The following is a 22,775-nucleotide window of genomic DNA, read 5'->3' as shown; positions in this document are numbered from 1 at the left end:
TCAATTTATAAACCCTTTGTTTCAACTGTATGTCGGTGGCGTGTCGACCCGGTGCTGTATCGGCGCGGTATTGTAAAACGCCGCTTTGAGTAACTCTTGCGTATAGGCGTGTTGAGGTTCGGAAAAGATCGCTTTACAGGGGCCATGTTCGACAACGGTTCCATGGTTCATTACCATCACCTGATGACTGATCGCTTTGACCACGGCAAGGTCATGGCTGATGAATATATAACTGATGTTGTATTTTTTCTGAATAGTCTTCAACAGTTCCACGACCTGTTTTTGCACGGTCCGATCCAGTGCTGACGTCGGCTCATCCAGAATAATCAGCTCAGGTTTCAGTACCAGTGCTCTGGCAATCGAAATGCGTTGTCGCTGGCCCCCGGAAAATTCATGGGGATAGCGATCTCTAAGCTCAGGACTCAATTGCACATCCCGTAGCGCATTGTTTACCATCTCTTTACGGCTCTCGGCGGTGCCAATTTTGTGAATGAGCAGACCTTCTTCAATGATTTGCCCCACTGACATGCGTGGACTGAGACTGCCGAACGGATCCTGAAACACGATTTGCAATGATCTGCGGTAGGGACGGAAAGCTTCCTGGCTCAGTTTGTGGACCGGGTCGCCCTTGAAATAGATCTCTCCCTGATGTCCAAGTAATTTCATAATCGCCAGGCCGAGCGTGGTTTTGCCGCTGCCGCTTTCACCCACAATACCTAGCGTTTCCCCCTTGCGCAGGGATAAAGACACCCGGTCTGCTGCGGTCAGGAACTCCACCGCTTTGCCGAAGAAATTTTTCCGGGTCGGGAAACGAATCGTGAGATCTTCGGTTTTTAACAGCGTCTCCGCTGAGTCAGGTAGCTCATCTGCCATACCTTCCGGTTCGGCGGCCAGCAGTGCCCGGGTGTAGGGGTCTTCAGGTGCCTCGAAAAGTGCTTCACAGGGGCCATGCTCAACGGCTTCACCCTGCTTCATGACGACGACATGATCGGCGTATTGTCTAACGATATTCAGGTCATGGGTAATCAACAAAATACCCATACCGAGCCGGGTCTGGAGCGAATTGAGCAAGTCGAGCACTTGTTTTTGTACGGTTACATCAAGCGCGGTGGTGGGTTCGTCGGCGATTAGCAGGTCGGGTTCGTTCGCCAGGGCCATGGCGATCATGACCCGTTGTTTTTGACCGCCCGAAAGTTGGTGGGGGTACGCCGAAAGACGTGTTTCCGGTGCAGGAATGCCGACCAGTGAAAGCAATTCGATACACCTTTTTCGAGCTTTGGGGCCACTCAGGCCTTTGTGCAAGAGCAAAACTTCGCTGATCTGTCTTTCGATGGTGTGCAATGGATTAAGCGACGTCATGGGCTCCTGAAAAATCATGCTGATTTTATTGCCACGAATGCGTCGCATTGCCTTTTCATCGAGGTTGAGCAGGTTTTCGCCATTGAACTTAATCGTGCCCCGGGGGTGGTTGGCTTTGCCTTCAGGTAGCAAACGCAGGATGGAAAGCGCTGTAACGGACTTGCCGGAACCGCTTTCGCCAACCAGCGCGAGTGTTTCACCCTTTCCAACGGAAAATGAAATCGACTTTACTGCATTGACTGTTCGTTCCCCGCTGCCGAAATTTACTGCAAGATCGTCAACCGTCAACATACCCGCATGATTATGATTTTCGTGGGTCAAAGGCATCTCTTACCGCTTCTCCAATAAAGACCAGTAACGTTAACATCACAGATAATACAACAAACGCAGATAGGCCGAGCCAGGTTGCGTGCAGGTTGGTTTTACCCTGGGAGATAAGCTCGCCCAGCGACGGTGAACCCGGCTCAAGGCCGAAGCCAAGGAAATCCAGAGAGGTCAACGTCGTGATAGAACCTGTGAGGATAAATGGCATAAAGGTGAGTGTGGCAACCATGGCGTTTGGGAGCATGTGTTGGAACATAATGCCCCAGTTACCCTTGCCCAGAGCTCTTGCCGCTCTGACGTACTCGAAATTTCGGGCTCTTAAAAATTCTGCTCGCACCACATCTACCAGTCCCATCCAGCTGAAGAGCAGCATTATTCCCAGCAACCACCAGAAAGTGGGTTTTACAAAACTCGATAAAATAATCAGCAGATACAGAACGGGTAAACCAGACCATATCTCGATAAAGCGTTGCCCGAGCAGATCGACTTTACCCCCGTAGAAGCCCTGTATGGCACCCACGATAATACCGATAATCGAGCTGATGATTGTCAAGGCAAGGCCGAACAAAACTGAAATACGGAATCCGTAAATCAATCGGGCCATTACATCTCTCGCCTGATCATCGGTGCCAAGCCAGTTGTCACTTGAGGGGGGAGCAGGGGCTGGTACGGGTAAATTATAGTTGATGGTCTGGTAGCTGTAAGGTATCAGTGGGAACAACATCCAGCCGTTAGCGTTAATGAGTTCAGCGGCGTATTCATCCCGGTAATCGGTTTCAGTCGGGAAATCGCCGCCGAATGTGGTTTCCGGATAAACATTGAAAATCGGGAAATAGAAATCACCGTCATAACGAACCAGTATGGGTTTGTCGTTGGCGATGAATTCAGCAAACAAACTGATGAAAAACAAAACAAGGAATATCCAGAGTGAATAATGGCCTCGTTTGTTTTTTCGAAAATTAGCCAGACGCCGTTGATTAAGTGGTGTCCAGGATTGGCTGTTGAACAGATGTCGCATTCTTAACCCTCCCGGCTCTCAAAATCGATTCGAGGATCGACCAGTACATAGGTAATATCGCTCACCAGTTTCAAGATCAACCCGAGCAGCGTGAAAACATACAGCGTTCCGAACATAACCGGGTAATCGCGGTTGATGGCGGCTTCAAAGCCGAGCAATCCTAATCCATCCAGGGAAAAGATCACTTCAATCAGGAGCGATCCGGTGAAAAACAGGGTGATCAACGCACTGGGCATGCCAGCAATGACAATCAGCATGGCGTTTCTGAAAACATGGCCATAGAGTACTTTGGACTGCTCCAGCCCTTTGGCTTTGGCAGTGACAACATATTGCTTGTTGATTTCATCCATAAAACTGTTTTTGGTGAGCATGGTCAACGTCGCGAAGCCACCGATTACATTTGCGGTGATGGGCAACACCATGTGCCAGGCATAATCCATGGCTTTCTCCGGCCAGGACATTTGATCAAATTCCGGTGAGGTGAGGCCCCGGAGTGGGAACCAGTCCAGGTAAGATCCCCCGGCGAACACAACAATCAGCAGAACGGCAAACAGGAAACCCGGTATTGCATTGCCGACAATGATGACACTGCTGCTCCAGACATCAAAATGTGTACCGTCCTTGACGGCTTTGCGAATACCTAAAGGAATCGAGATCAGATAGATAATCAGCGTGGACCACAATCCAAGTGAAATCGATACGGGTAATTTTTCGATGACCAGGTCGACGACCGACTGGTCACGGAAGAAGCTGTCTCCAAAGTCAAACACCATATAGTTGGATATCATTTCCCAGAAGCGTTCCGGGGCAGGTTTGTCGAAGCCGTATAGTTTTTCGATTTGTTTGACGAGCTCGGGATCCAGGCCCTGGGCACCACGGTAGCTTGATTCACTGCTGTTGGATGTCGCGTTCATGGCTTCCGCAGCCGAGCCACCCATCCTGCTCTGCAGATCGGAGTCAAGCCCCTGTAATTGGGCGAGTGTTTTTTCCACAGGCCCGCCAGGTGCGGCCTGGACGATGATAAAATTGATCAGCATTATACCGAACAGCGTCGGTATAATGAGTAATAAACGACGGGCAATGTAATTAAACATTCTTTTCGTAGTTCCGGTGAGAGTTCCGCTATTAGTTCCGCAAAGCGTTCCGCTAAAAGTTCCGTTGGTAATTCTGCTCGGTGAGACCGACGTTTAAGGTTTAAACCACCAGGTCATTAAATCCGCGCCGGAATCGGGTGTAATAGCGGGACGCATCAAGTTTGCCTTGTAGGCAACACGTGCGGACGGGTTATGCCAGTTGGGAATGACATAGTGATTCCAGAGTAGCACGCGATCCAGGGCGCGGGTATGTGCGATCAAGTCTTCCCGGTCTGTGGCACTGATAACTTTTTCAATCAGGGCGTCTACAACCGGGTCTTTGACACCGGGAATATTCCGGCTGCCTTGTACGTCAGCATTGCCAGAGTACCAGAAGTCCCGTTGTTCGTTTCCTGGTGAGTTGGATTGCGGAATGGTGTAAACCAGCATGTCGAAATCAAATTCGCGAATACGATTGATATATTGCGTGGTATCGACAAGACGAATGGAAGCCTGAACCCCCATTTTTTTCAAGTTTTGAATGAACGGCTGAACGATTCGCTCAAAATCTTTGGAATACAGCATGATCTCAAACTTGAGGGGCTGGCCGGTTTTACCGTTGACCAGTGTACCGTTCACGATGTTCCAGCCTGCCGCTTTTAATATTTTTAACCCTTCCCGCAGGTTCTTTCTCAGATTGGATGGCGCTGCTGTGGTGGGCGCCTGGTAGGCCTTTGTAAACACTTCTTCAGGCAATTGTGATTTATAGGGCTGCAGTATTTCCAGTTCGGCCGCACTGGGCAATCCCCTGGAAGCCAACTCCGAATTTTCGAAATAGCTGTTGGTTCGTTTGTACTGACTGTAAAACAGGTTTTGATTGGTCCACTCAAAATCGAAAGCATAGGCAAGAGCCCGGCGCACTTGAGGATTGTCGAATTTCGTCCGGCGCGTATTAAAGACAAAGGCCTGCATTCCGGCGGGTCGTTTGTGGTGAATTTCTTCTTTCACCAGCTCACCGCTGTCGAATTTTGGGCCAACATAGGCATTTGCCCAGTTTCGAGCGGTGTTTTCAACGGTAAAATCAAATTCGCCGGCCTTGAAGGCCTCCAGCGCAACGGTTCGATCCTTGTAGTATTCGTAGATAATCTCGTCGAAGTTGTAGAAACCTTTGTTTACCGGAAGATTTTTTGCCCAGTAATCAGGGTTGCGTTTCCAGACAACACGTCGGCCTGCTTCGTAAGATTCGAGCAGGTAAGGGCCACTGCCGACAGGGACAGTTAAATCTGCTTTCTCGAAATTTCGAGTCGCCCAGAAATGTTTGGGCAGGATATTAAGTTGGCCGAGTATCAGGGGTAATTCTTTATTTTGGTCGTTTTTGAACTGAAATTTAATGCGCAGTGGATCCAGAATCTGTACTTCCGTGACGTCGCCATAGTATGTCTTGTAAAAGGGTTGTACTTTGTCGCTGGTAGTCAACATTTCGAAGGTAAATTTAACATCCTCCGCGGTGATAGGCTGACCGTCACTGAATTTTGCTTTCGGGTTAATGTGGAAAATAACCCAGGAGCGATCTTCTGGCATTTGAATTTTTTCCGCGATCAAACCGTATTCGGTAAAGGCTTCGTCACCGCTGTGTTTCGTGAGGGTGTCAAACATCAGACCTACACCTGCCGCAGGAACGCCTTTGACCAGGAACGGATTGAAAGTATCAAAATTGTCGCCAATGGTTTCCCGTGTCAGCGTTCCACCTTTCGGAGCATTGGGGTTTACGAACTCAAAATGGGTGAAGTCCGCGCCGTATTTTGGCGTGCCATGCATGGCAAGGCCGTGTACCGCAGCAACTTCTTTCGCAGCAACTTCTTCAGCTACAACGACGGATTGAAGAGACAGGGAAAAAATAATTGAGGACAAAAAAGACAGAACGGTTATCGATAGCGGTGAAGTTTTCGGTTTATTTGGCTGATCTTTACAGTGAAGTGGATGAGCTTCGGACTGATGTGGGTAAAATCGCCGGGAGCGCTTGTTCGATACCTTCATACTGATCGATAGATTCATACTGGGAAATTCACTTCTCATTATTATTTAATTTGATAAATTCGTAATACGATAACGCGCGCGATCAGGGTTTCGATCAACGGTGCGCAGCCTACTTTACCGGAACTTGGAGGCCCGGGAAAGTTTCTGGCGGGAAACTGCATTTATTTGTGGTCATCAATTGGGCTCCGATACCACCAATTTTCGAAGCCGAGGACAAATTCAGCCTGTTGTTGCGGTAAGCCAAACTTATTCCAGTAGGCAACCCGGTGGTAATCGATATGCCAGTTCGGGATGACGTAGTGTTCCGATAGTAACATCCGGTCCAGCGCTTTCATCGTGACAATGAGTTCATCATAATCTTTCACTTGGGTGATACGCTCGGTTAATCGGTCAATTATCGGGTTCGCGATACCGGCGTAATTCTGGCTACCCTGAACACTTTTCAACGTCGAATGAAAGTAATTTTTCTGCTCATGACCCGGCGCTGGACTCTGCGACCAGATGTGTGTAGTAAGATCAAAGTCGAATTGGTCCAGGCGTACTTTGTACTGGGAGGAATCAACCAGTCTCAAACTCCCTTCAATGCCAAGGCGTTCAAGGTTTTTGAGATAAGGTAGCATTACCCGTTCCAAGCCCTTTTGTCGTATCAGTAGCTCAAAGCTGAGAGGTTGCATTTCGGCATTTAATAATTTGCCGTCCAAGAAGGTCCAGCCGGCATCTTTCAGTAAAGCGAGGGCTTGTCGCTGTTGCGGGCGTATATTGCCATTACCGTTGGTTTCATGATGGTGTAATGGTTGATTCAGTATGGGGGATTGCTCGTCCAGACCCAGCGAGATCAGGAGTGCTTTTACCTTCGGGCTGATCACTTTGTTTGCGCTAAATGGCGAGTTGGGATAGAAGGAGCGCGTTCTCCGATAAGCATCATGAAACAGGTTTGTATTGGTCCATTCAAAGTCAAACATCAGCGAAAAGGCTTCACGGACGCGAATATCATCGAATGGGGCCCGGCGGGTGTTGAATACAATCGCTTGAGTGGGTGATGGAATGTCGTGAGGAATTTCGGCTTTTACGACTTTACCCTGTTTCAGCGCTGGAAAGGTATAAGCGGTTGCCCAGTTTTTTGCGGTGTAATCATAGAAAACGTCAAATTCATCTGATTTGAATGCTTCGAAGGCAATGGTTTGATCACGGTAAAAATCAAAATGTACCGTATCAAAGTTAAATCGCCCTTTGTAGACCGGGTGGTCTTTCCCCCAATGATTGGGGACCCGCTGAAAGGTGACCCGGTTGCCCAGTTTTGCTTCTGATATCCGGTAAGGACCACTGAGCAAGGGTGGGGTTGTCAGCGAATCTTTAAACTCGCGACCGGACCAAAAGTGTTCGGGCAGGATTGGCATTTCACCGGCGCGCAAGATTGCTGAAGGTTTATTCCGGGCTTTAAAATTGAAGCGCACCCGTTGTGAGTTGACCTTCTGAACATCCGCGATGTCTTCAAGTGATTGTCGATATATCGGATGCCCCTCCGAGATCAGAATATGATAGGAATAAATAACATCATCCGCATCAATGGGGTGACCATCGTGAAACTGTGCTTTCGAGTTAAGTTCGAACTCAACCCAGGAAAAGTCCGCTGGATAGGTGAGGTGTTTGGCAATCAATCCATAAGCTGAGAACGGTTCATCCCCTGATTTGAGGTAAGCGCTACTGCCCGCAAGCAGGCTTTCGTTCAGTTCACCAATGCCGTACATGAAAAAGCCCGGACTACCCCAGGGACTGATGCCCTTGAGTGTATAGGGATTTAACGTATCAAATGTGCCAAAACCCATGAGTGTAATTTCACCCCCTTTGGGAGCATTGGGATTGGTGTAGTCAAAGTGCTTGAAGTCAGGTGGATACTTCAACTCACCATAAAGTGCAAAACCATGGGACGTTGTCAAACCGGACTGCTCGACAGATATTGGCGGAGAGTCGATTGAGGGGGATACAGCTGACGCCACGAGCGGGCAGAGCAGTCCCAGGCAGAAAGTAAGTGTTCGGGCGAGATGAAATAACGGTTCGATGACAGTCAAAAAGCGGGGCGTTTGCATTACTTGGTGTGGTGATGGTTCTATCGATATCATGTGGATTGGGTTGAATCTCGCAATGATTTGAAGTCAGCGTTTCTTGGCTTTAACGCCAGGTTTGTGACGAACGGTTTTGCTCCCGAGCCGGAAGCTGAAACAAGCCTGGTTTCGCTTTGGATCAAAATAAAGCACAAGATTAGCAATAATTGACCTTGTTAGAATACAAACTGTTTCTAAAATTAAAGGAACAAGCCATTTAATCTTAAGCTATTTTTCGAAAATAGAGTAATAATCCCGAGGGTAAGGTAAATCTGGAGTGGAAACAAGGGGTGTAGAAAAATGGCTGGAGCGTTTGGAAAACACAGAAGGTGTGGGTCTTACAGGGATTATTCAAAAGCTGAATGAGTTGACCGCGTCAGACGAAAGTTCCGCGAACCAGCTTGCCGAGGTCATACTCAAAGACTCATCACTGACAACCCAAGTGATCAGAGTCGCCAACAGTGTGCACTTTAATCCGAGTAATACTGCAATCACAACCGTCAGCCGTGCCATATTTCACATTGGCTTTAATACGATCAAGTCAATCTGCGTTTCCATTAAAGTGCTGGAAACCTTGCTGCAAGAAAAACCTTCCAGCCAATTGGTTCAAGTTATCGCGAGCAGTCTGCATGGCGCGATTCAAGCCAGAAACCTGTGTCAAAAACTGAATTCCAGTCGCAAGGAAGAAGTCTTTGTGACCTCAATGCTATTCAATCTTGCAGAAACACTGGTGTTAACAACTGATGAATCAACCGCCCGAGAATATGAGGAAAATGTCAATTTACTCACCTCCCGGGCGGATAAAGAGCTGTTGGCGGAAAAACACCTGGGTGTTGGCTTCACGCGGCTGGGACTGGGATTGGCCCAGCGTTGGAAACTTGGGGGCTTGTTGATTGAGTCGTTGAAACCTTCAAGTAAGCCTTCAGAGCAGGCCCAGGCAGTAATTTTAGGGGAACGGATAAGCTACGCCGCCAAGAAAGGCTGGAATTCCCCGGAGTTCAGAGAACTGCTGAAGGATCTAACCAAATTTACCGGTCTTTCAATCAAAGAATTACACAAGCAGGTCATGGACAGCGCGAACGAGGCTGCAGAGGTTGCCGCTCGCTATGGTAACAAAGAGCTTATTCGCCAGATACCGTCGAGTAAAGACAAGAATGGTGTGTCACTGGATGATCTTTTCGACGAATCAAATCTGTTGAACCCGAATCAGGATCTACAACTCAAAATCATGCAAGACCTAACCTCCATGATTATGGAGGGTGGGGACATGAACGCGATATTCCAGACGATTCTGGAAGGATTGAATCGCGGTGTCGGCCTCGAGCGGGTTGTTTTAGCCATATTTGATAAGAATCGTGAATTCCTGCAGACCAAATACGCATTGGGTAAAAATACCGAAGATTGGCGTAGCCGCTTTCGATTCAGATTTGAGAAACGGGAAGGTAGCTATTTTTATCAGGTATTTCGTGAAGCCACTGCTTTAAAGTCAGTATTCGGCGGCTCAGGCAAACTCACACCACCGGCCGAAATTAAAGCGATCACCGGCGTGAATGAATTTTTGATCGCGCCGCTTGCCGTCGCGGAAAAACATATCGGAATTATTTATGCCGACTTGGGCGTGAGTCACCGCTCACTCGATGATAAATATGTCAGTGGTTTTAAACATTTTGCCCAGCAAGCCAATGTCAGTCTCGCGGTTTTAGCTACGCGGCCAAAACGCTGACGGTACCCACATCGACTTGCGCTTGTATCGGTAGTGCTTAATCAACCGAGGCGATATTCACGAACAGCGTCAGTTTTTGGCCGGGTTGAAGGTAACGTTTCGGATTCAGTTTATTCCAGGACACGATGTCATCGATACTCACGCGAAAGCGGTTGGCGATCAGGTAAAGTGAATCACCGCTTCGTACCTTGTAGTTGAGTTTTTTCTTTTGCAGTGCAGGGCTGGACGCACTGGAGCTGTTGGCTGCCAGCGTAATCTTTTTGTTGGGTTTAGACCAGATCGTCAGGGTTCTGCCTGGCTTCAATGGGTCTCTTGGAGACATGGCATTCCATTTAGCCAGCTGTTTGACACTGACCTTGTACTGGCGTGATAAATCCCACAGCGTGTCACCTCGTTTAATCTTATGTTTAATCTTGTTCAGGCGTGTATTGGCCGAAGCTTTCGCAAGGTGTGCCTGTAAACGCTCGGGTGCGCTATACGCGTAATAATCTTCTCCCCGCGCCGCGACCGGAATCAGCAACGGTTTACCCGCACGAATCAGATTGCCACGAATGTTATTGATCTGACGTATTGCATCCACGGTAGTATTAAACTTCTTGGCGATTTTAATCAGTGAGTCACCATTTTGAATCTGGTAGCGCTCCCAACGGACACGATCTTCTTTGGGGAGTTCAGCAAATGCCTGCTTGAAGCTTTCTGCTTTTTCAATGGGGATAACCAGTGCATGGGGACCATCCGGGGGGGAGGCCCAGCGATTGAAACCGGGGTTGAGCAGGTACAGTTCTTTTACATTGATTCCGGCAAGTTTCGCGGCCTGAGCAAGGTCGATTTGCGCATCAATATCAACAATTTTGATCTGATCTTCGTTTGGAATGCCCAGTAAGGTCACGTTGTATTTAGCAGGCTCATTAACCAGTTTGGCAATAGCCAGTAATTTGGGTACATAGGCGCGGGTTTCGCGGGGGAGCCTTAAATTCCAGAAATCGGTTGGCTTGTTTTTCTTGCGATTGTAGCGGATTGCCCGTTGTACGGTGCCTTCACCCGAGTTGTAGGCGGCTAAGGCATGCAGCCAGTCACCATCAAAGAAGCGGTGCAGATATTGAAGATAATCCAGTGCAGCCCTGGTTGATGCAATCACATCTCTGCGTCCGTCATACCACCAGTTCTGCTGCAGTCCAAAGCGCTTGGCGGTGCCGGGGATAAATTGCCAGATTCCGGATGCTCTGCCGTGGGAGTAGGCAAAGGGATCGAATGCACTTTCTACAACCGGTAGCAAGGTTAATTCAAGCGGCATACCGCGGGCTTCGACTTCTGCAACGATGTAATGCAGGTAAGGTTTAGCCCGAACGAATAAGCGATCCAGGTATTTTTGATTTTTGGCATACCAATGTAATTGCACATCAATTCGACGGTTGTCCAGAGCTAAATCCAGCGCAAAACCATTCCGTACCCGGGGCCAAATGGTATCGTGTTTCGGTTCAAGTTCAGACGTGACTGCGGTCTCGTCTGAATCACCCGTTCCCGGCAGGCTGTTTTCAACGGGTTGTTCGGCTTCTTTTTCCAGCTCGGCTAACTCCTGGCTGTTCGCCGGTACGAATGACTCGCCATCAATACTGCTGTCCGAGTTGTTTTCGTCGCCTTTATTGATGGTCTCAATTTGATCGCTCAGGTCTTCGGTTTGAAGCGCACTGTCGTGCTCAGCGGTATTTTCCGAAATATAAGGGATTTCCAGGTTGGAAAGTGTGCTGCACCCCGTTAAAGAAAAAATGAGCAGAATCAGCGGGAATAGGGGGTTAACTCGATTGAATCGGGTTACTCGGTTGAACGAAGCAAATTTGAGCATAAATGAGTCTTTTTTTATGTGGTTTATTGCATTCTGAAATAGTGCAGAATTACGAATTCAGGAAATTGAAACACTTTCAGTGGATAAGCATGATTCAAAGCACTCAGAACCGGTCCTTCCAGCTTCTTATTGCAGTGAATACGTCCACATCAGATGCGAGGGGATGGGCCACTTGTGTTGCTGCAGCAGCGGCGACTTCCGGGTCGGATGTTCGCAGGAACGGGTTGATGGCCAGTTCGGTTTTTATTGATGAAGGTAATGTTGGCATGTCGTTTTGGCGCTGGTGTTCACAGCGCTCAATATACTGTTTTAGCGCAGTATTTTCCGGAGCCACCGTTTTAGCGAAATCCAGGTTCGCGAGGGTGTATTCGTGGGTACAGTAAATGGCAGTCTCTTCAGGGAGCGCCTTCAACTTTGCCAGAGACTGAAACATGGTTTCCGGTGACCCTTCGAAAAGTCGACCGCATCCAGCGGAAAAGAGCGTATCACCGCAAAACAATACGGGATAATCCAGGCTGTCGCTGAAATACGCAATATGATCAAGGGTATGGCCTGGCACCTCGATCACATTGAACTCCAGTCCAAACAACGTGAAACTGTCGTTTTCGTGCAGTGCATGATCAATTGGCTGATATTTTGATTGATGGCCGGCATATACAGGGCAGTTGAATTCAGCGACCAATTGCTTGACGCCACCGACATGATCAAAATGGTGATGGGTGAGCAGGATTGTGGTGAGCGTCAGTTTGTTGTTTTTTGCAAATGCTAGAACGGGCTTTGCATCACCCGGGTCAACCACGGCCATGGCGCCATTCTCTTGATCAATCAGTGCCCAAATATAATTGTCGTTAAAAGCTGGAATTGGTGTAATTTTGATCATAGGAGTTATTCAGGTCTGCAGAAGGTGCCATGTGTGCATCGGTATAGCCAACGTATATTCAATTGTTACTTGGAACGAGTCGTTACTTGGAACAAGTTGATCGTGCGCAAAGTAAGAAATCTCGCGACTCAACCTACACACAATAACACCAAAATCGATAAATTTAAAACCGTCAACCGGTAACCGCAGCTCAACGCAGGATGGATTGCGAAAGCGTGTGTGTTGCTGTGAGACCTCAGGTCGCTTAATATGGGGAAAAGAATCAAAATATTGGTACATAGAACCACTGGTGCATGGCCATGCGATTGATGAAAAACCGAACTACGGAAGATTATGTGTATTTTCTCAAGCAATTTGAAGACTGGTTTCAAAACCCCCTAGGTCGCGCCTTGCTGGAAGACCAGCGAAAGTGTGTTGATCACGCCACATCCCGTCTCTTCGGGTTTCATCAGCTGGAGGTTGGTATCAGCCATAGATTGCCCCTGGCGATGAACAGCAGCCTGGGACATAAAATGATATCCGTGCCGGCATGGTGTCAGGATATGCCGGAAAACTGTTTGGTGTCCCAGCCACACGAGCTGGCCATAGAAAGCGATAGTCTGGATTTATTGGTCTTCCACCATACGCTGGATTTTGCGGCAGCGCCCCATCAGACATTAAGGGAAGCGAGTCGAGTGCTGAGATCCGGTGGCCATATGCTGATTCTCGGTTTTAACCCCATATCCACCTGGGGTGCAAGAAAATTAATGCTGAGGCAGCGTGTTTCGCCGTGGGCGGCGCGATTTATCGCATGCAAGCGGATAGAAGACTGGTTGAGTTTGCTTAACTTCAGAATCAATTCAGTGGATTATCACTTTTTTCGATTGCCCGTGCTGTCCGGTGGGAAAGAGGCCCAGATTCGCTTTTTCGAGTACCTGGGGCGGCGGTTCCACTTGCCGACCGGGGCTTATTATCTAATCAGCGCGCAAAAACAAGTCGCCGCGACCATCCCGCTCCGACCCAATTGGGCCAAGGCCAAAGTGATCGGAATGCCGGTGGCGAATGGCTTGAGTAAAACCAGCCTGTTCAATAAAGAACGGGACGATACCTGAGTATTTCTAATATAACAGCGTACAAGAATACAAAACATGACGAAACACGTAACAATGTATACAGATGGAGCCTGCAAGGGGAACCCGGGTCCCGGAGGATGGGGGGTTTTCCTTAAAAGTGGTGAACACGAGAAAGAATTATTTGGCGGGGAAAAAGAAACAACGAACAATCGAATGGAGCTTCAAGCTGCAATTGAAGGTTTGAATGCGTTGAATCAGTCCTGTGAGGTTGATCTGTATACGGATTCTCAATATGTCCGGAAAGGAATTACCGAGTGGATAACGAACTGGGAAAAAAACGGCTGGAAAACCGCCGCGAAAAAACCGGTCAAAAATGCAGATATGTGGCAGGCGCTTCAGGCGGCACTGAAGCGGCATCAGGTCAAATGGCATTGGGTTAAAGGTCATAGTGGTCATCCGGGTAATGAAAAGGCGGATGAACTGGCCAATCGCGGTACCGATGCGGTCCGCAATGGTAGTGGCTTCAGATCGTCTTGAGCCCGTTTGAACAATTAACCCGGACGCCTAATTTCAGGAAATAATATGCGACAAGTTGTACTCGATACCGAAACCACCGGTCTTGAAACCGCTCAGGGCCATAGAATTATCGAGATTGGTTGTGTCGAAATGATTAACCGGGAGTTGACCGGACGACACTATCATCAGTACATCAATCCTCAGCGCGAAGTGGATGCCGGCGCACTCGAAGTGCACAACATCAGCAATGAATTTCTGGCAGACAAGCCTCTGTTCAGTCAAGTGGCTGGAGAATTTCTTGAGTTTATCCGGGGTGCTGAGCTGGTCATTCACAATGCTGCGTTCGATATCGGGTTTATGGACTATGAATTCGCTATGCTCAACCCGTCCCCCGGGAAAACCAGCGACTTTTGTACCGTACTGGATACCCTGCTGTATGCACGTAAAAAGCATCCTGGCCAGAAAAACAATCTGGATGCGCTCTGTAAACGCTATGGTATAGATAACAGTCACCGGGAGCTCCACGGCGCGTTATTGGATGCCGAGATTCTCGCGGTGGTCTACCTCGCCATGACCGGTGGCCAGACAGCGCTGATGTTGGACGGTCAGCAGGAGGAAGGGCAGGATGATGTCGGGACAGTAATTCGTCTTGACGCCAATCGACCCCGTTTGCCCGTGATCAAGGCCAGTGACGCCGAACTGACCCGGCATGCCGATAAATTGGCTGCGCTTGAAAAAGGGGGCGCAGAGGTGCTGTGGCGTCGCTTTGAATAGATCAATTTCGATTCCAATTACGCATTGATGGTTACCGAGTGAAACATGTAGTTTCTTGTGAAGCCTGAAATTTGTGTTATAAGTTAATGATGATTACTCACTTTTGCATGGCTGGTGGGTCACAAATTCAGACAATCGCTTTAGGTCGTAAAGGAACTTATCGCAGATGGCAGAAACGTCATTGTCAACAATGGCAGGATCGTTTGATCTTGTTTACGGAGAATTACAGGTCACGATAAAGGAAGCGGAACAAAGTCTGGAACGCTTTCAGGAAAATCGTGAAAGTAGTGAAGATCTGCAAAATTGCATTGATTATATCAATCAACTTCGTGGTATTTTTGTACTAGTTGAAGTGCAGGGTGGTGTATTGCTCTGCCAGGAAGCCGTTTCGTTGGCAAACGAAGTGCCGGTAGGTGCCACCGATGACAAAAATACCCTGCTCACCACGTTGAACAGTTCGCTGTTCGTATTGCGTCGATATGCAGAGTATTTCAAAACCAAACGCGAAGACCACCCGGAATTGTTGCTGCCTGTCATCAATGATTTACGACAGGAGAAAAACAACAAGCCCCTGCCTGATTCCCATTTTTTCGAACTGGATATTTCCAAAAAGTTCGACATGTGTCAGCCGTTCAAGGCCCACGCCAAGGCCCCCTTGGCGGATTTCGAACACCATTCCCGACGTTTGCGGCAAATGTATCAGGTCGCGTTACTGGGTATTTTACGGGATAACAATGTTGATATAAGCCTGAAGTTGCTTTCAAGGGCATCCAGTGGTTTATCCCGTTTGTGTCAGGATTCACCGCTTGCCCAACTCTGGTGTCTGCTCGTGATCGTGGTTCAGGCCATTCAGGACCGGAACATGGAGCTGACCAAGCCCCGTAAACGCCTGTTCATGCGTATTGAAAAATACACCAAAGAGCTGGTGTATGTGGGCAAAGTGGTAACCGGTAAAACAGCGCCGGACTCCATTATCAAAGAATTGGTCTACATGCTCGCATTAAGCGGATCACATAATGAAGAAGTGATGTACGTGCTCGGCGGGTATGGCAAAGAGCCCATGCGCTTCAATGAAAAACAGTTGGTGTCCCATCGCAAACAATTATTCGGGCCCGGTTTGGATGTTCTGCAGTCTCTGGCGGGTGCACTCCAGGAAGAGGTTGTGCAGCTGAAAGACAAACTGGATATCATCGAGCGCGGTATTGATCCGGATCAAAGTGATTTCTCTGTCATTGTCAGCACATTCAAACGGCTTTCCGATACGCTCAGCATGCTGGACCTGCACAAACTCTCGGAACTGACCCGGTCTCAAGCAAAAATTTTGGAAAACTGGTCCAACTCCGGCACCGTTCCATCCGAAGATGAACTGTTGGGCATCGCGGATGCCGTATTAGCGGTGGAACAAGCCGCCCACAAAATCGTGGATCATGGTATCTCTGCAGAAGCAGATGACACTGCCATGCCCGAAAACCTGAACATCAACCAAAGTCCGTTCCTGACCGAAGCCCTTATCGTTGTCAATTCCGAAGCACAGGGCGGTTTGGCGCTAACAAAACGCGCCATTACAACCTACTACGAATCCAACTTCGATAAAATGCACCTGGCCAACGTATACAGCAGTTTAAATGCCGTGCGCGGCAGCATGATCCTGATCGGACAGGAACGACTGGCAAACTCGCTGAAAGCCTGTGCAGATTGCATTCAAAAAGAACTGATCGACAGCGAAAACCTGCCGGATCAAAAACTCATGGAAACCCTCGCGGACATATTAACCTCCCTGGAATACTACATCGAAAGCATGTCCAGCCGCGAAGCCCCCAATGCAGACTTACTCTCACTCACCGAAGAAAGTTTGAAATCAGTTGGATATAGCACTGCGGCATAAAAAGTTCATATTCACCATCGAGCAAACTGCACTGTTTAGGTAAGGGTAAATCAGTGCAGTTTGTGCATTAGATGCCTTCGAAATCTACCTGTCAGCACTTTTAACGTTACCTAGAAGTGGCAACTGCTTCCTTTTTATCATCTCTGAAAAAAAAGCTGTTCATAACGACAGGTGTAATGGGAGTTGAGGTTTTTTTGAAAATTCTGTCTATGTAGAACCTGAAAAACGAAGCGCAGTTTTTCCTCCTATAAAATTTTAAGTGGCTGATAAATAATAAAAATATGTTCTATATTTTTATTTACATAGACAAAGCGCCTGTCTATGTATGTTGGAATGCTTCCTTTTCCTCCTGCAAAATGCTGATACACTCATAGTTAATGTTAGGTTCAGCCACTGATGATCACGGTTACAAACGTGATAGAAATGAGAAATCTTGTGGGCTGGGAGTTATTTACGAAGCATGCAAGGTAATAAGCTGTTAGGCATATGGGGAGAGGAAATCAAACATGGATTTAAATTCGTTAGAGTATGCTACTTTAAGGGGCGAACAAAATGGTTGTCCAATTACCTATAGGTGCATTAAAGATCCCAAAGAATTAAAGGAGTTGTTCACTCATCGTATCGGAATCTTTTGGCCATATGAATCTACTTCAAACGGACTTGCGCCTGGTGATGTTAATGAACTCCAAAATAAATTTGAGGATGCCATTGATGTATTGGAGAGTGAAGAGCAAGGAATCTTGTCGTTAGTTGTATTTGGTGGAGGAAGAAAAGAGTGGCATTGGTATGTAAAAGATATAAATGAGTGGATGAATAATTTTAATGAAATTTTAAGCTCTCACAAGCAATATCCTTTGCAAATTGAATTCACAGAAAACGATAATTGGGGCTATCATAATGCATTTATTAAATGGGCAAAAATCGCCTAACAAGAGGCTGCTACGGACCCAAAACGCTTGGCACCTTTTGTGCGTTCGCTGGCGCTCAGCAAAAAAGTCGCCAAGCATTTTGGGCCGCAGAGCCATGCGTTAAAGCTCAAAAGCAGCAGGAGTTCGAAATTTGAGTACTTATGGACAAGCAATGGTTTCTGAAATAGATGAGGCATTGCGGTTACTGAATTGTTATATCATCGAGGGGTATGATGGATCAGATATTAAAAATCTACTATCAAAGATCGCTTCAGCGACAGAGCTGTTTCTCAAGCGTGATGTGTTCCCTACGAAAAACAACAGAGATAATTTCTACTCATTCATTGAAGAATTAAAAACGCATTCTATAAGCCAGTCTAAAGTCGATTTCATTCACAATATCAGGCTTGCATATAATGATGCCAAACATGATCCAAATAGTGTCCTAAGCATACTCCAGGTTAAGGAGCTGCTGGAAAATCTGAAATTGGCCATTGACGATATTGTAACTGGTTCTATTGGCAGAGTTGGTTCTTCTGTTCGAGCAGCTACTACAAGAGTGTTTTGGATTTGCGCATGGGATCATTATACAGGAGGCGAAACTGAAGTTACTGTCTTCCTGCCTAGTGAATACAATGGTTTTCTTGGTGCCCACTCTGTAGATCATGTAAGCATTCATGGATTGAAATGGGATGATTTCAAAGCTGATCTTCCCAATTTTGGAACTGTACATCCTCATGATGGACTTATACCGGAGGGGCAAGTCAAATTTTGGCTGTCGGAAGGTGATTGTTTAACTCCATTTGTGTTCGAAGGTGAATACAGTTCTTTAATTATTTGCCTATCAAAGTATCTTAAAGATGTAGATCTGATATCAGGTCTGGCGAGGGAAGATAACCCTGTGAATTTACTGCAAACAGCAGTAATGGCCGTGAGCGATGCTTATGCAAATGATCCTAATGCGTCAAAAGAAGTTCAATGTGCTAGCGCACTTACTCTAGCAAACAGTCAATATGCAGTGCTGCCAAAATTTAATGAACGTATAGAGCATTACATCAGTAAAGTGGTTGATGTAATTGATCAAGCACCGATGCTAGTAAAATCCGCTTTAACAGGGCCGATATGGTCCACGAAGGATTCCTATGATTCAAATGAATCAATCTATCGAGATGATTCTATTAGAACGCTCATCGATTCCAAAAATAGAATTGTACTGGGCGTCAGAAAGCTTTAACAAGGCGCTGCTGTCGGACAAATTTTCCGCTGCGCTCCAAATTTGCCGCAGAGCGCGGCGTTATATTTAGGAGAGAGATTGTTCAGAGTTGCTGTTGTCTGTATTTTATGGGGTGTTTATGGAGCATTGCTACCACATGTTTTCGCGTGGTTCATTGATTCATTTAGCCCTATACCATGGATTAGCTCGTTCATAGTTTGGGTGGTTTTGTTATCTTGGCCTCAGTCTATATTGTGGTTATTTTCAAAGAACTCCACAATGGCCGAGTTGCTGAGTACGCCAGACCTTGAATACACTTCGACTTTAACAGCGATTTTTTATATGTTTGTTGTGCTTGCCTATTACCGCGCCAAAAAACAGTGTAGCGATAGTCGCTTTACGATGTTTTTTTACGTCATATGTGCGTATGCTCTAGGGTATCTAGTGGCTTTCTTGTTGCCTTTCGTGAGTCTTTTAACATAGAAATATAACAAGTTTATCAAACCTCGTTCCGCCCACAAAGGAACGTGGGCTACACTGGACGCGCAAAGACACGCGCGCCGTTTATAAAAGCGTTAGGCAAAAGGATATGTAACATGATTATTACAGTGAAAGTTGAATTAATATTTGGTGGCTTTTCATCAGAAGAGGATGAAGAGTGCGTAAAGGTAGTCGAAATTGACTCGAGCTCGAATTTGGATGATTTGCATATAGCAATCCAAGAAGCTGTGGGTTTTGACAATGACCATTTGTATGAATTTTTTATAGCTAATACATTTCGTAGCATGGAACGTAGACAGTTTAATGATGAAAACAATGGATTGTATGAACACACATTAGAAGATTTATTCCCTTTACCCAAAGGCAAATCGTTATTTTACTTGTTTGATTATGGAGATAATTGGAATTTTAGGGTTAGCAAAACAAGACACAAGGCAAAACTCCCTTTAAAGGGGGCAATTTACCCTAGAGTTATTGAAGAATTTGGTGTTAATCCAGTGCAGTATCCTGAATATGAGTAATCACTGCCTAACAAGTGCATGCTACGGACAAAAAACAGCTGTCACCTTTTGCGCATTTCCGCTGCGCGGGCGCAAAAGCCGCCAGCTGTTTATTGCCGCAGATGCAGGCGTTGAGCCTGTAGAAAAAGGTCGATTCCCACCCATATTTTGCTAAACTCAGAGAAGGGAAATACCGAGACAGCCACCTGTAAATTCCAAACGACAGCTTTCGGAACACCGTGTGTCACAAAACAAAGATAAGGCGCAATTTGCGGGTCAAAACAAAAACAATGGATGTGAGGTGTTAGGAATGGCGCTTAAAGGAGCGTAAATCGCAAATTCCGAGCGCAAAGTGCCCCCGAGTCTATTCGGTAGTGGTTCAGGGTGGCGGGTTATACGCGTTGCTTATGTCGGAAACAGACTTCGACACTGGGCCAGTCCAGAAATCCGTCGGTGTCCAAGGCGCTTACTGGCGATTTCTACTCGTTCAGCTTTGCCAACGAAGGTTGGAAACAAAGACTCCATTTTACCCGTAAGTTGAGTCCACTGTTTTTCGTTGATGTTCAAACGTTTCAGGATCGGCGGTAGAGTGGTTGAGATCGACCCGTGCTTATCGTCCCGTTGAATTCGTCCGGTCCAATCCACTAGCTCGAGGTAATCTTGTAAGTTAAACTGAAGGCCATCCGGTTGGTCATTTCTGGGGTTTCCGACGAAGGGTAATAGATAACCCGGTTGATGAGGAGTGTCAGCCTTTGCCGCTTTAATCCGTTTTTGAACCGAGGTGTGATCCGATGATTCCGGCGAATCGGCAATACCGGCGCGGATTGGGTTGAGGTCGACATAGGCGAGACCAGCAGCTAAGGCTTGTTCATCCAACAACGCCTGACATTTAAACCGGCCTTCCCAGAATCGTCCTGTGCATTGATCCTCCTGATTGGCTGCACGGGCAATGGGCTCATTCAATGATCGCATGAACCAGCTAATATCTTGCAACCGCGCTCGCCATAGTTTTGCTAAGCTTTTTAAACGGTGCTGTTCATATTCGAGTAATGTATCGCCGGATAAATACCGCTTGGAGAGTGCATTACCGGCATAAATACCATGCCAACGTTCAATGACTTCTCTTGTGCTCCAGCTTTCGGCTTTCGATTGATTGATCCGAAGTACGGTATGGGTGTGGTTTGACATCACGGCAAAGGCACAGACATCAATAGCAAAGGTACGTGCTAACAGGATTAATCGGTCTTCGACCCACTGCCGCCGATGTTCATAGCTTTTACCGGTGTAATGATCGACGCCACAGAGGAAACTGCGGCGCACGCAGCGGGATATACAGTGGTAGTAGGGCGTTGCGTCGAGTGAAATTTGAGCTTTCCTTGGTTTCGGCATGTCTTCAGATCCGTTGAAGAGGATGTTTAGTCTGGTTGAATATACAGTAAATTGTTCATGAGTCAATGTTTCGAATGGATGTCCTGGATTTTCTACAAAACACAGATAAGGCGCAATTTGCGGGTCAAATCAAGAATTATGGTTGTGCAATGTTAAGAATGGGGCTGACAGGAGCGTAAATCGGAAATTCGAAGTACAAAGTACCCCCGAGTCTATTCGGTAGTGTTTCAGGATGGCGGGTTATACGTGCTTAACCGCGAAAAAAGGAGTAGCAGATGTCAATGAGTTTGTTTGTTGTATTGGCTCTTAGTGTCGAGCCTAGCACAAAAGAATTGAACGAGTATTCGAAGGAGCATGGATATAATATCGAGTATACTCATGAAGCAAATTTGGCAGAAATGTCAGGCTTTTTGCCTGCTAAGCTAAATAGTAAAGATGCTGGAGTCGAGGTTTATTCCTTCCCCGCTTCAGAACTTCCTACACCGTTTAAGTCGATAATCCCAGAAATTTACAATGATGGTATCGTTTTTCAGTTCCGTTTTGGTGGCAACTCAGTTGAGGCTCAAACGGCATTTACAACAGCGATTATTCTAAATACCAAATATGGCGGCGTATCCCTCGATGATCAATCTGGTCACCTTATGTCAGTTGAGCAACTAGAACAGTTAAACTCTTACTTCGGTGGCATGTGATGCAAGCGTCTAACCAGGCAATCTTACGGAACTCCATGAGCTGTCACCATACAAAAAACGCAAACAATTGGGGTGGGTGTCCTTCTTAACCTCACCTAGCACAGGTCTGGCGTTGGTGGGAAAAAGGACTCCATTTTGCCCGTTGAAGTGGGTGTCTTATTTAACCGCTTATTTGCTGGCAAATTCAAATGAAAGAGGTTAATGCGTAAATGGCATTATGGCATTACAAATGTTACCTAGTTCCGGAGCCCACTAAATTTGTTTCGGAAGGTGAAAGCGAATTTTTACCTGAGACAGATGAGAATTGGGAGTGGTTGGATTGTGGCAAGGAAGTTCTTGAGTTCGCAGAGGAATATTTCCGACCCGTTGAAAGTTGGTCGGAAGAGATATTAATGTACGGTTATGGCGAGCATAGAATTGAAATTGGTGTCCAAGAAAAAAAAGTAACGGACGTTAGAGTTCGGGCTGCTGTTTCCAGTGAACATTTTTCTGAATTTATGACGGAAATTCTTGAACTTTGTGATATTGCTGGCCTTAGAATATTTGATGTGTACCAAAACCACATTGTCGATGCCAGTTCTGAAAATTTGAAGAATAGTATATTGAATTCGAATGCTTATAAGTTTTGTAAGAATCAAGAAAGATACTTTGAAGGTTTAGATCGTGGCGAGAAATTAAATGAGAAATGAATAATCGAGACAGCCACCTGTAAATTCCAAACCACGGATTTCGGAACACAGTACGTCACAAAATACAGATAAGGCGCAATTTGCGGGTCAACACATACACGCCGTACAATTTGCCGAGCTACCATACGGCGTCTCCGCTGTCGCAGTTTGTCACGATGAAAGCGGCAATCAGGAGTGTGACACAAACATGCTTGTATGCCATGGAGAGATCGTAAATGGAGCGAATAGCTGAACTTGAAACGTCGCTACGGGATTCAATTCTGGTCGCATTATCAATAGAGTATGAATACCACACAG

At 46.7% G+C, this 22,775-nt stretch carries 19 protein-coding genes; 11 read left to right on the top strand and 8 right to left on the bottom strand.

Annotated features, from left to right (window positions below; translation table 11 throughout):
• Nucleotides 1-21: 21 nt before the first annotated feature.
• From OLMES_RS15035 to OLMES_RS15015, 5 genes are all read right to left on the bottom strand, one after another.
• Nucleotides 22-1,686, bottom strand: coding sequence for an ABC transporter ATP-binding protein (locus tag OLMES_RS15035; protein WP_087462015.1), 1,665 nt, complete (start codon nucleotides 1,684-1,686; stop codon nucleotides 22-24).
• Entirely contained in the window at nucleotides 1,661-2,701 is a 1,041-nt protein-coding gene (locus OLMES_RS15030) for an ABC transporter permease (RefSeq protein ID WP_087462014.1), read from the bottom strand. Before OLMES_RS15030 ends, OLMES_RS15035 begins: the two co-directional genes overlap by 26 nt.
• Nucleotides 2,702-2,703: 2 nt before the next feature.
• The gene (locus tag OLMES_RS15025; RefSeq protein ID WP_087462013.1) at nucleotides 2,704-3,795 is read right to left on the bottom strand and encodes a microcin C ABC transporter permease YejB; all 1,092 of its coding nucleotides are present in this window, start codon (nucleotides 3,793-3,795) and stop codon (nucleotides 2,704-2,706) included.
• 93 nt (nucleotides 3,796-3,888) lie between these two features.
• Nucleotides 3,889-5,829: an extracellular solute-binding protein gene (locus OLMES_RS15020; protein WP_232465118.1), complete on the bottom strand. Its 1,941-nt coding sequence runs from the start codon at nucleotides 5,827-5,829 to the stop codon at nucleotides 3,889-3,891.
• Nucleotides 5,830-5,972: 143 nt separating this feature from the next.
• Nucleotides 5,973-7,808, bottom strand: a complete 1,836-nt coding sequence (locus OLMES_RS15015) for an extracellular solute-binding protein (protein ID WP_157678325.1) — start codon at nucleotides 7,806-7,808, stop codon at nucleotides 5,973-5,975.
• A gap of 382 nt (nucleotides 7,809-8,190) precedes the next feature.
• Between OLMES_RS15015 and OLMES_RS15010 the strand changes: the two genes are divergently transcribed.
• Complete coding sequence (locus tag OLMES_RS15010; RefSeq protein ID WP_087462011.1) at nucleotides 8,191-9,636, top strand: HDOD domain-containing protein; 1,446 nt, start codon at nucleotides 8,191-8,193, stop codon at nucleotides 9,634-9,636.
• Between the two features lie 37 nt (nucleotides 9,637-9,673).
• Here the strand turns inward: OLMES_RS15010 and OLMES_RS15005 are convergent, their stop codons facing one another.
• Nucleotides 9,674-11,479, bottom strand: a complete 1,806-nt coding sequence (locus OLMES_RS15005) for a lytic transglycosylase (protein ID WP_087462010.1) — start codon at nucleotides 11,477-11,479, stop codon at nucleotides 9,674-9,676.
• Nucleotides 11,480-11,582: 103 nt separating this feature from the next.
• Entirely contained in the window at nucleotides 11,583-12,359 is a 777-nt protein-coding gene (gene gloB, locus OLMES_RS15000) for a hydroxyacylglutathione hydrolase (RefSeq protein ID WP_087462009.1), read from the bottom strand.
• A gap of 299 nt (nucleotides 12,360-12,658) precedes the next feature.
• Here gloB and OLMES_RS14995 point away from each other — a divergent pair, with 299 nt between their 5' ends.
• The 7 genes from OLMES_RS14995 to OLMES_RS14965 all read left to right on the top strand — a co-directional run bounded on the left by OLMES_RS14995 (nucleotide 12,659) and on the right by OLMES_RS14965 (nucleotide 19,729).
• The gene (locus OLMES_RS14995; protein WP_087462008.1) at nucleotides 12,659-13,450 is read left to right on the top strand and encodes a class I SAM-dependent methyltransferase; all 792 of its coding nucleotides are present in this window, start codon (nucleotides 12,659-12,661) and stop codon (nucleotides 13,448-13,450) included.
• A 36-nt stretch (nucleotides 13,451-13,486) separates the two neighbouring features.
• Nucleotides 13,487-13,948 (top strand): ribonuclease HI, encoded by a 462-nt coding sequence (rnhA, locus tag OLMES_RS14990; protein ID WP_087462007.1) that lies wholly within the window; start codon nucleotides 13,487-13,489, stop codon nucleotides 13,946-13,948.
• Between the two features lie 45 nt (nucleotides 13,949-13,993).
• Nucleotides 13,994-14,701, top strand: a complete 708-nt coding sequence (dnaQ, locus tag OLMES_RS14985; RefSeq protein ID WP_087462006.1) for a DNA polymerase III subunit epsilon — start codon at nucleotides 13,994-13,996, stop codon at nucleotides 14,699-14,701.
• 166 nt (nucleotides 14,702-14,867) lie between these two features.
• Complete coding sequence (locus OLMES_RS14980; RefSeq protein WP_087462005.1) at nucleotides 14,868-16,586, top strand: chemotaxis protein; 1,719 nt, start codon at nucleotides 14,868-14,870, stop codon at nucleotides 16,584-16,586.
• Nucleotides 16,587-17,092: 506 nt separating this feature from the next.
• Nucleotides 17,093-17,515 (top strand): DUF695 domain-containing protein, encoded by a 423-nt coding sequence (locus OLMES_RS14975; RefSeq protein ID WP_087462004.1) that lies wholly within the window; start codon nucleotides 17,093-17,095, stop codon nucleotides 17,513-17,515.
• Between the two features lie 130 nt (nucleotides 17,516-17,645).
• Nucleotides 17,646-18,728, top strand: coding sequence for a hypothetical protein (locus OLMES_RS14970; RefSeq protein ID WP_157678324.1), 1,083 nt, complete (start codon nucleotides 17,646-17,648; stop codon nucleotides 18,726-18,728).
• 575 nt (nucleotides 18,729-19,303) lie between these two features.
• Nucleotides 19,304-19,729: an IS1096 element passenger TnpR family protein gene (locus OLMES_RS14965; RefSeq protein WP_087462002.1), complete on the top strand. Its 426-nt coding sequence runs from the start codon at nucleotides 19,304-19,306 to the stop codon at nucleotides 19,727-19,729.
• A 384-nt stretch (nucleotides 19,730-20,113) separates the two neighbouring features.
• On the opposite strand, the gene OLMES_RS14960 is transcribed toward OLMES_RS14965, so the two are convergent.
• On the bottom strand, nucleotides 20,114-21,097 hold the full coding sequence (locus OLMES_RS14960) for a transposase (protein ID WP_087462001.1): 984 nt from the start codon (nucleotides 21,095-21,097) through the stop codon (nucleotides 20,114-20,116).
• Nucleotides 21,098-21,372: 275 nt separating this feature from the next.
• Here OLMES_RS14960 and OLMES_RS14955 point away from each other — a divergent pair, with 275 nt between their 5' ends.
• The 3 genes from OLMES_RS14955 to OLMES_RS29035 all read left to right on the top strand — a co-directional run bounded on the left by OLMES_RS14955 (nucleotide 21,373) and on the right by OLMES_RS29035 (nucleotide 22,710).
• Nucleotides 21,373-21,789, top strand: a complete 417-nt coding sequence (locus tag OLMES_RS14955; RefSeq protein WP_087462000.1) for a hypothetical protein — start codon at nucleotides 21,373-21,375, stop codon at nucleotides 21,787-21,789.
• A gap of 209 nt (nucleotides 21,790-21,998) precedes the next feature.
• Entirely contained in the window at nucleotides 21,999-22,478 is a 480-nt protein-coding gene (locus OLMES_RS14950) for a hypothetical protein (protein WP_087461999.1), read from the top strand.
• Between the two features lie 37 nt (nucleotides 22,479-22,515).
• Nucleotides 22,516-22,710: a DUF2141 domain-containing protein gene (locus OLMES_RS29035; RefSeq protein ID WP_157678673.1), complete on the top strand. Its 195-nt coding sequence runs from the start codon at nucleotides 22,516-22,518 to the stop codon at nucleotides 22,708-22,710.
• Nucleotides 22,711-22,775 lie beyond the last annotated feature (65 nt).

The sequence above is a fragment of the Oleiphilus messinensis genome (genome assembly GCF_002162375.1).
Taxonomy (GTDB): Bacteria; Pseudomonadota; Gammaproteobacteria; order Pseudomonadales; family Oleiphilaceae; genus Oleiphilus; species Oleiphilus messinensis.
Note: the sequence above shows the minus strand (reverse complement) of the source record. Positions and strands in the feature narration are given on the sequence as shown.

Excerpts from the sequence above, each read along its gene's own strand:
- OLMES_RS15035 (WP_087462015.1), bottom strand. The coding sequence starts at position 1,686 with ATGCCTTTGACCCACGAAAATCATAATCATGCGGGTATGTTGACGGTT.
- OLMES_RS15030 (WP_087462014.1), bottom strand. The coding sequence starts at position 2,701 with ATGCGACATCTGTTCAACAGCCAATCCTGGACACCACTTAATCAACGG.
- OLMES_RS15025 (WP_087462013.1), bottom strand. The coding sequence starts at position 3,795 with ATGTTTAATTACATTGCCCGTCGTTTATTACTCATTATACCGACGCTG.
- OLMES_RS15020 (WP_232465118.1), bottom strand. The coding sequence starts at position 5,829 with ATGAATCTATCGATCAGTATGAAGGTATCGAACAAGCGCTCCCGGCGA.
- OLMES_RS15005 (WP_087462010.1), bottom strand. The coding sequence starts at position 11,479 with ATGCTCAAATTTGCTTCGTTCAACCGAGTAACCCGATTCAATCGAGTT.
- gloB (WP_087462009.1), bottom strand. The coding sequence starts at position 12,359 with ATGATCAAAATTACACCAATTCCAGCTTTTAACGACAATTATATTTGG.
- OLMES_RS14995 (WP_087462008.1), top strand. The coding sequence starts at position 12,659 with ATGCGATTGATGAAAAACCGAACTACGGAAGATTATGTGTATTTTCTC.
- rnhA (WP_087462007.1), top strand. The coding sequence starts at position 13,487 with ATGACGAAACACGTAACAATGTATACAGATGGAGCCTGCAAGGGGAAC.
- dnaQ (WP_087462006.1), top strand. The coding sequence starts at position 13,994 with ATGCGACAAGTTGTACTCGATACCGAAACCACCGGTCTTGAAACCGCT.
- OLMES_RS14980 (WP_087462005.1), top strand. The coding sequence starts at position 14,868 with ATGGCAGAAACGTCATTGTCAACAATGGCAGGATCGTTTGATCTTGTT.
- OLMES_RS14975 (WP_087462004.1), top strand. The coding sequence starts at position 17,093 with ATGGATTTAAATTCGTTAGAGTATGCTACTTTAAGGGGCGAACAAAAT.
- OLMES_RS14965 (WP_087462002.1), top strand. The coding sequence starts at position 19,304 with ATGATTATTACAGTGAAAGTTGAATTAATATTTGGTGGCTTTTCATCA.
- OLMES_RS14960 (WP_087462001.1), bottom strand. The coding sequence starts at position 21,097 with ATGCCGAAACCAAGGAAAGCTCAAATTTCACTCGACGCAACGCCCTAC.
- OLMES_RS14955 (WP_087462000.1), top strand. The coding sequence starts at position 21,373 with ATGTCAATGAGTTTGTTTGTTGTATTGGCTCTTAGTGTCGAGCCTAGC.
- OLMES_RS14950 (WP_087461999.1), top strand. The coding sequence starts at position 21,999 with ATGGCATTATGGCATTACAAATGTTACCTAGTTCCGGAGCCCACTAAA.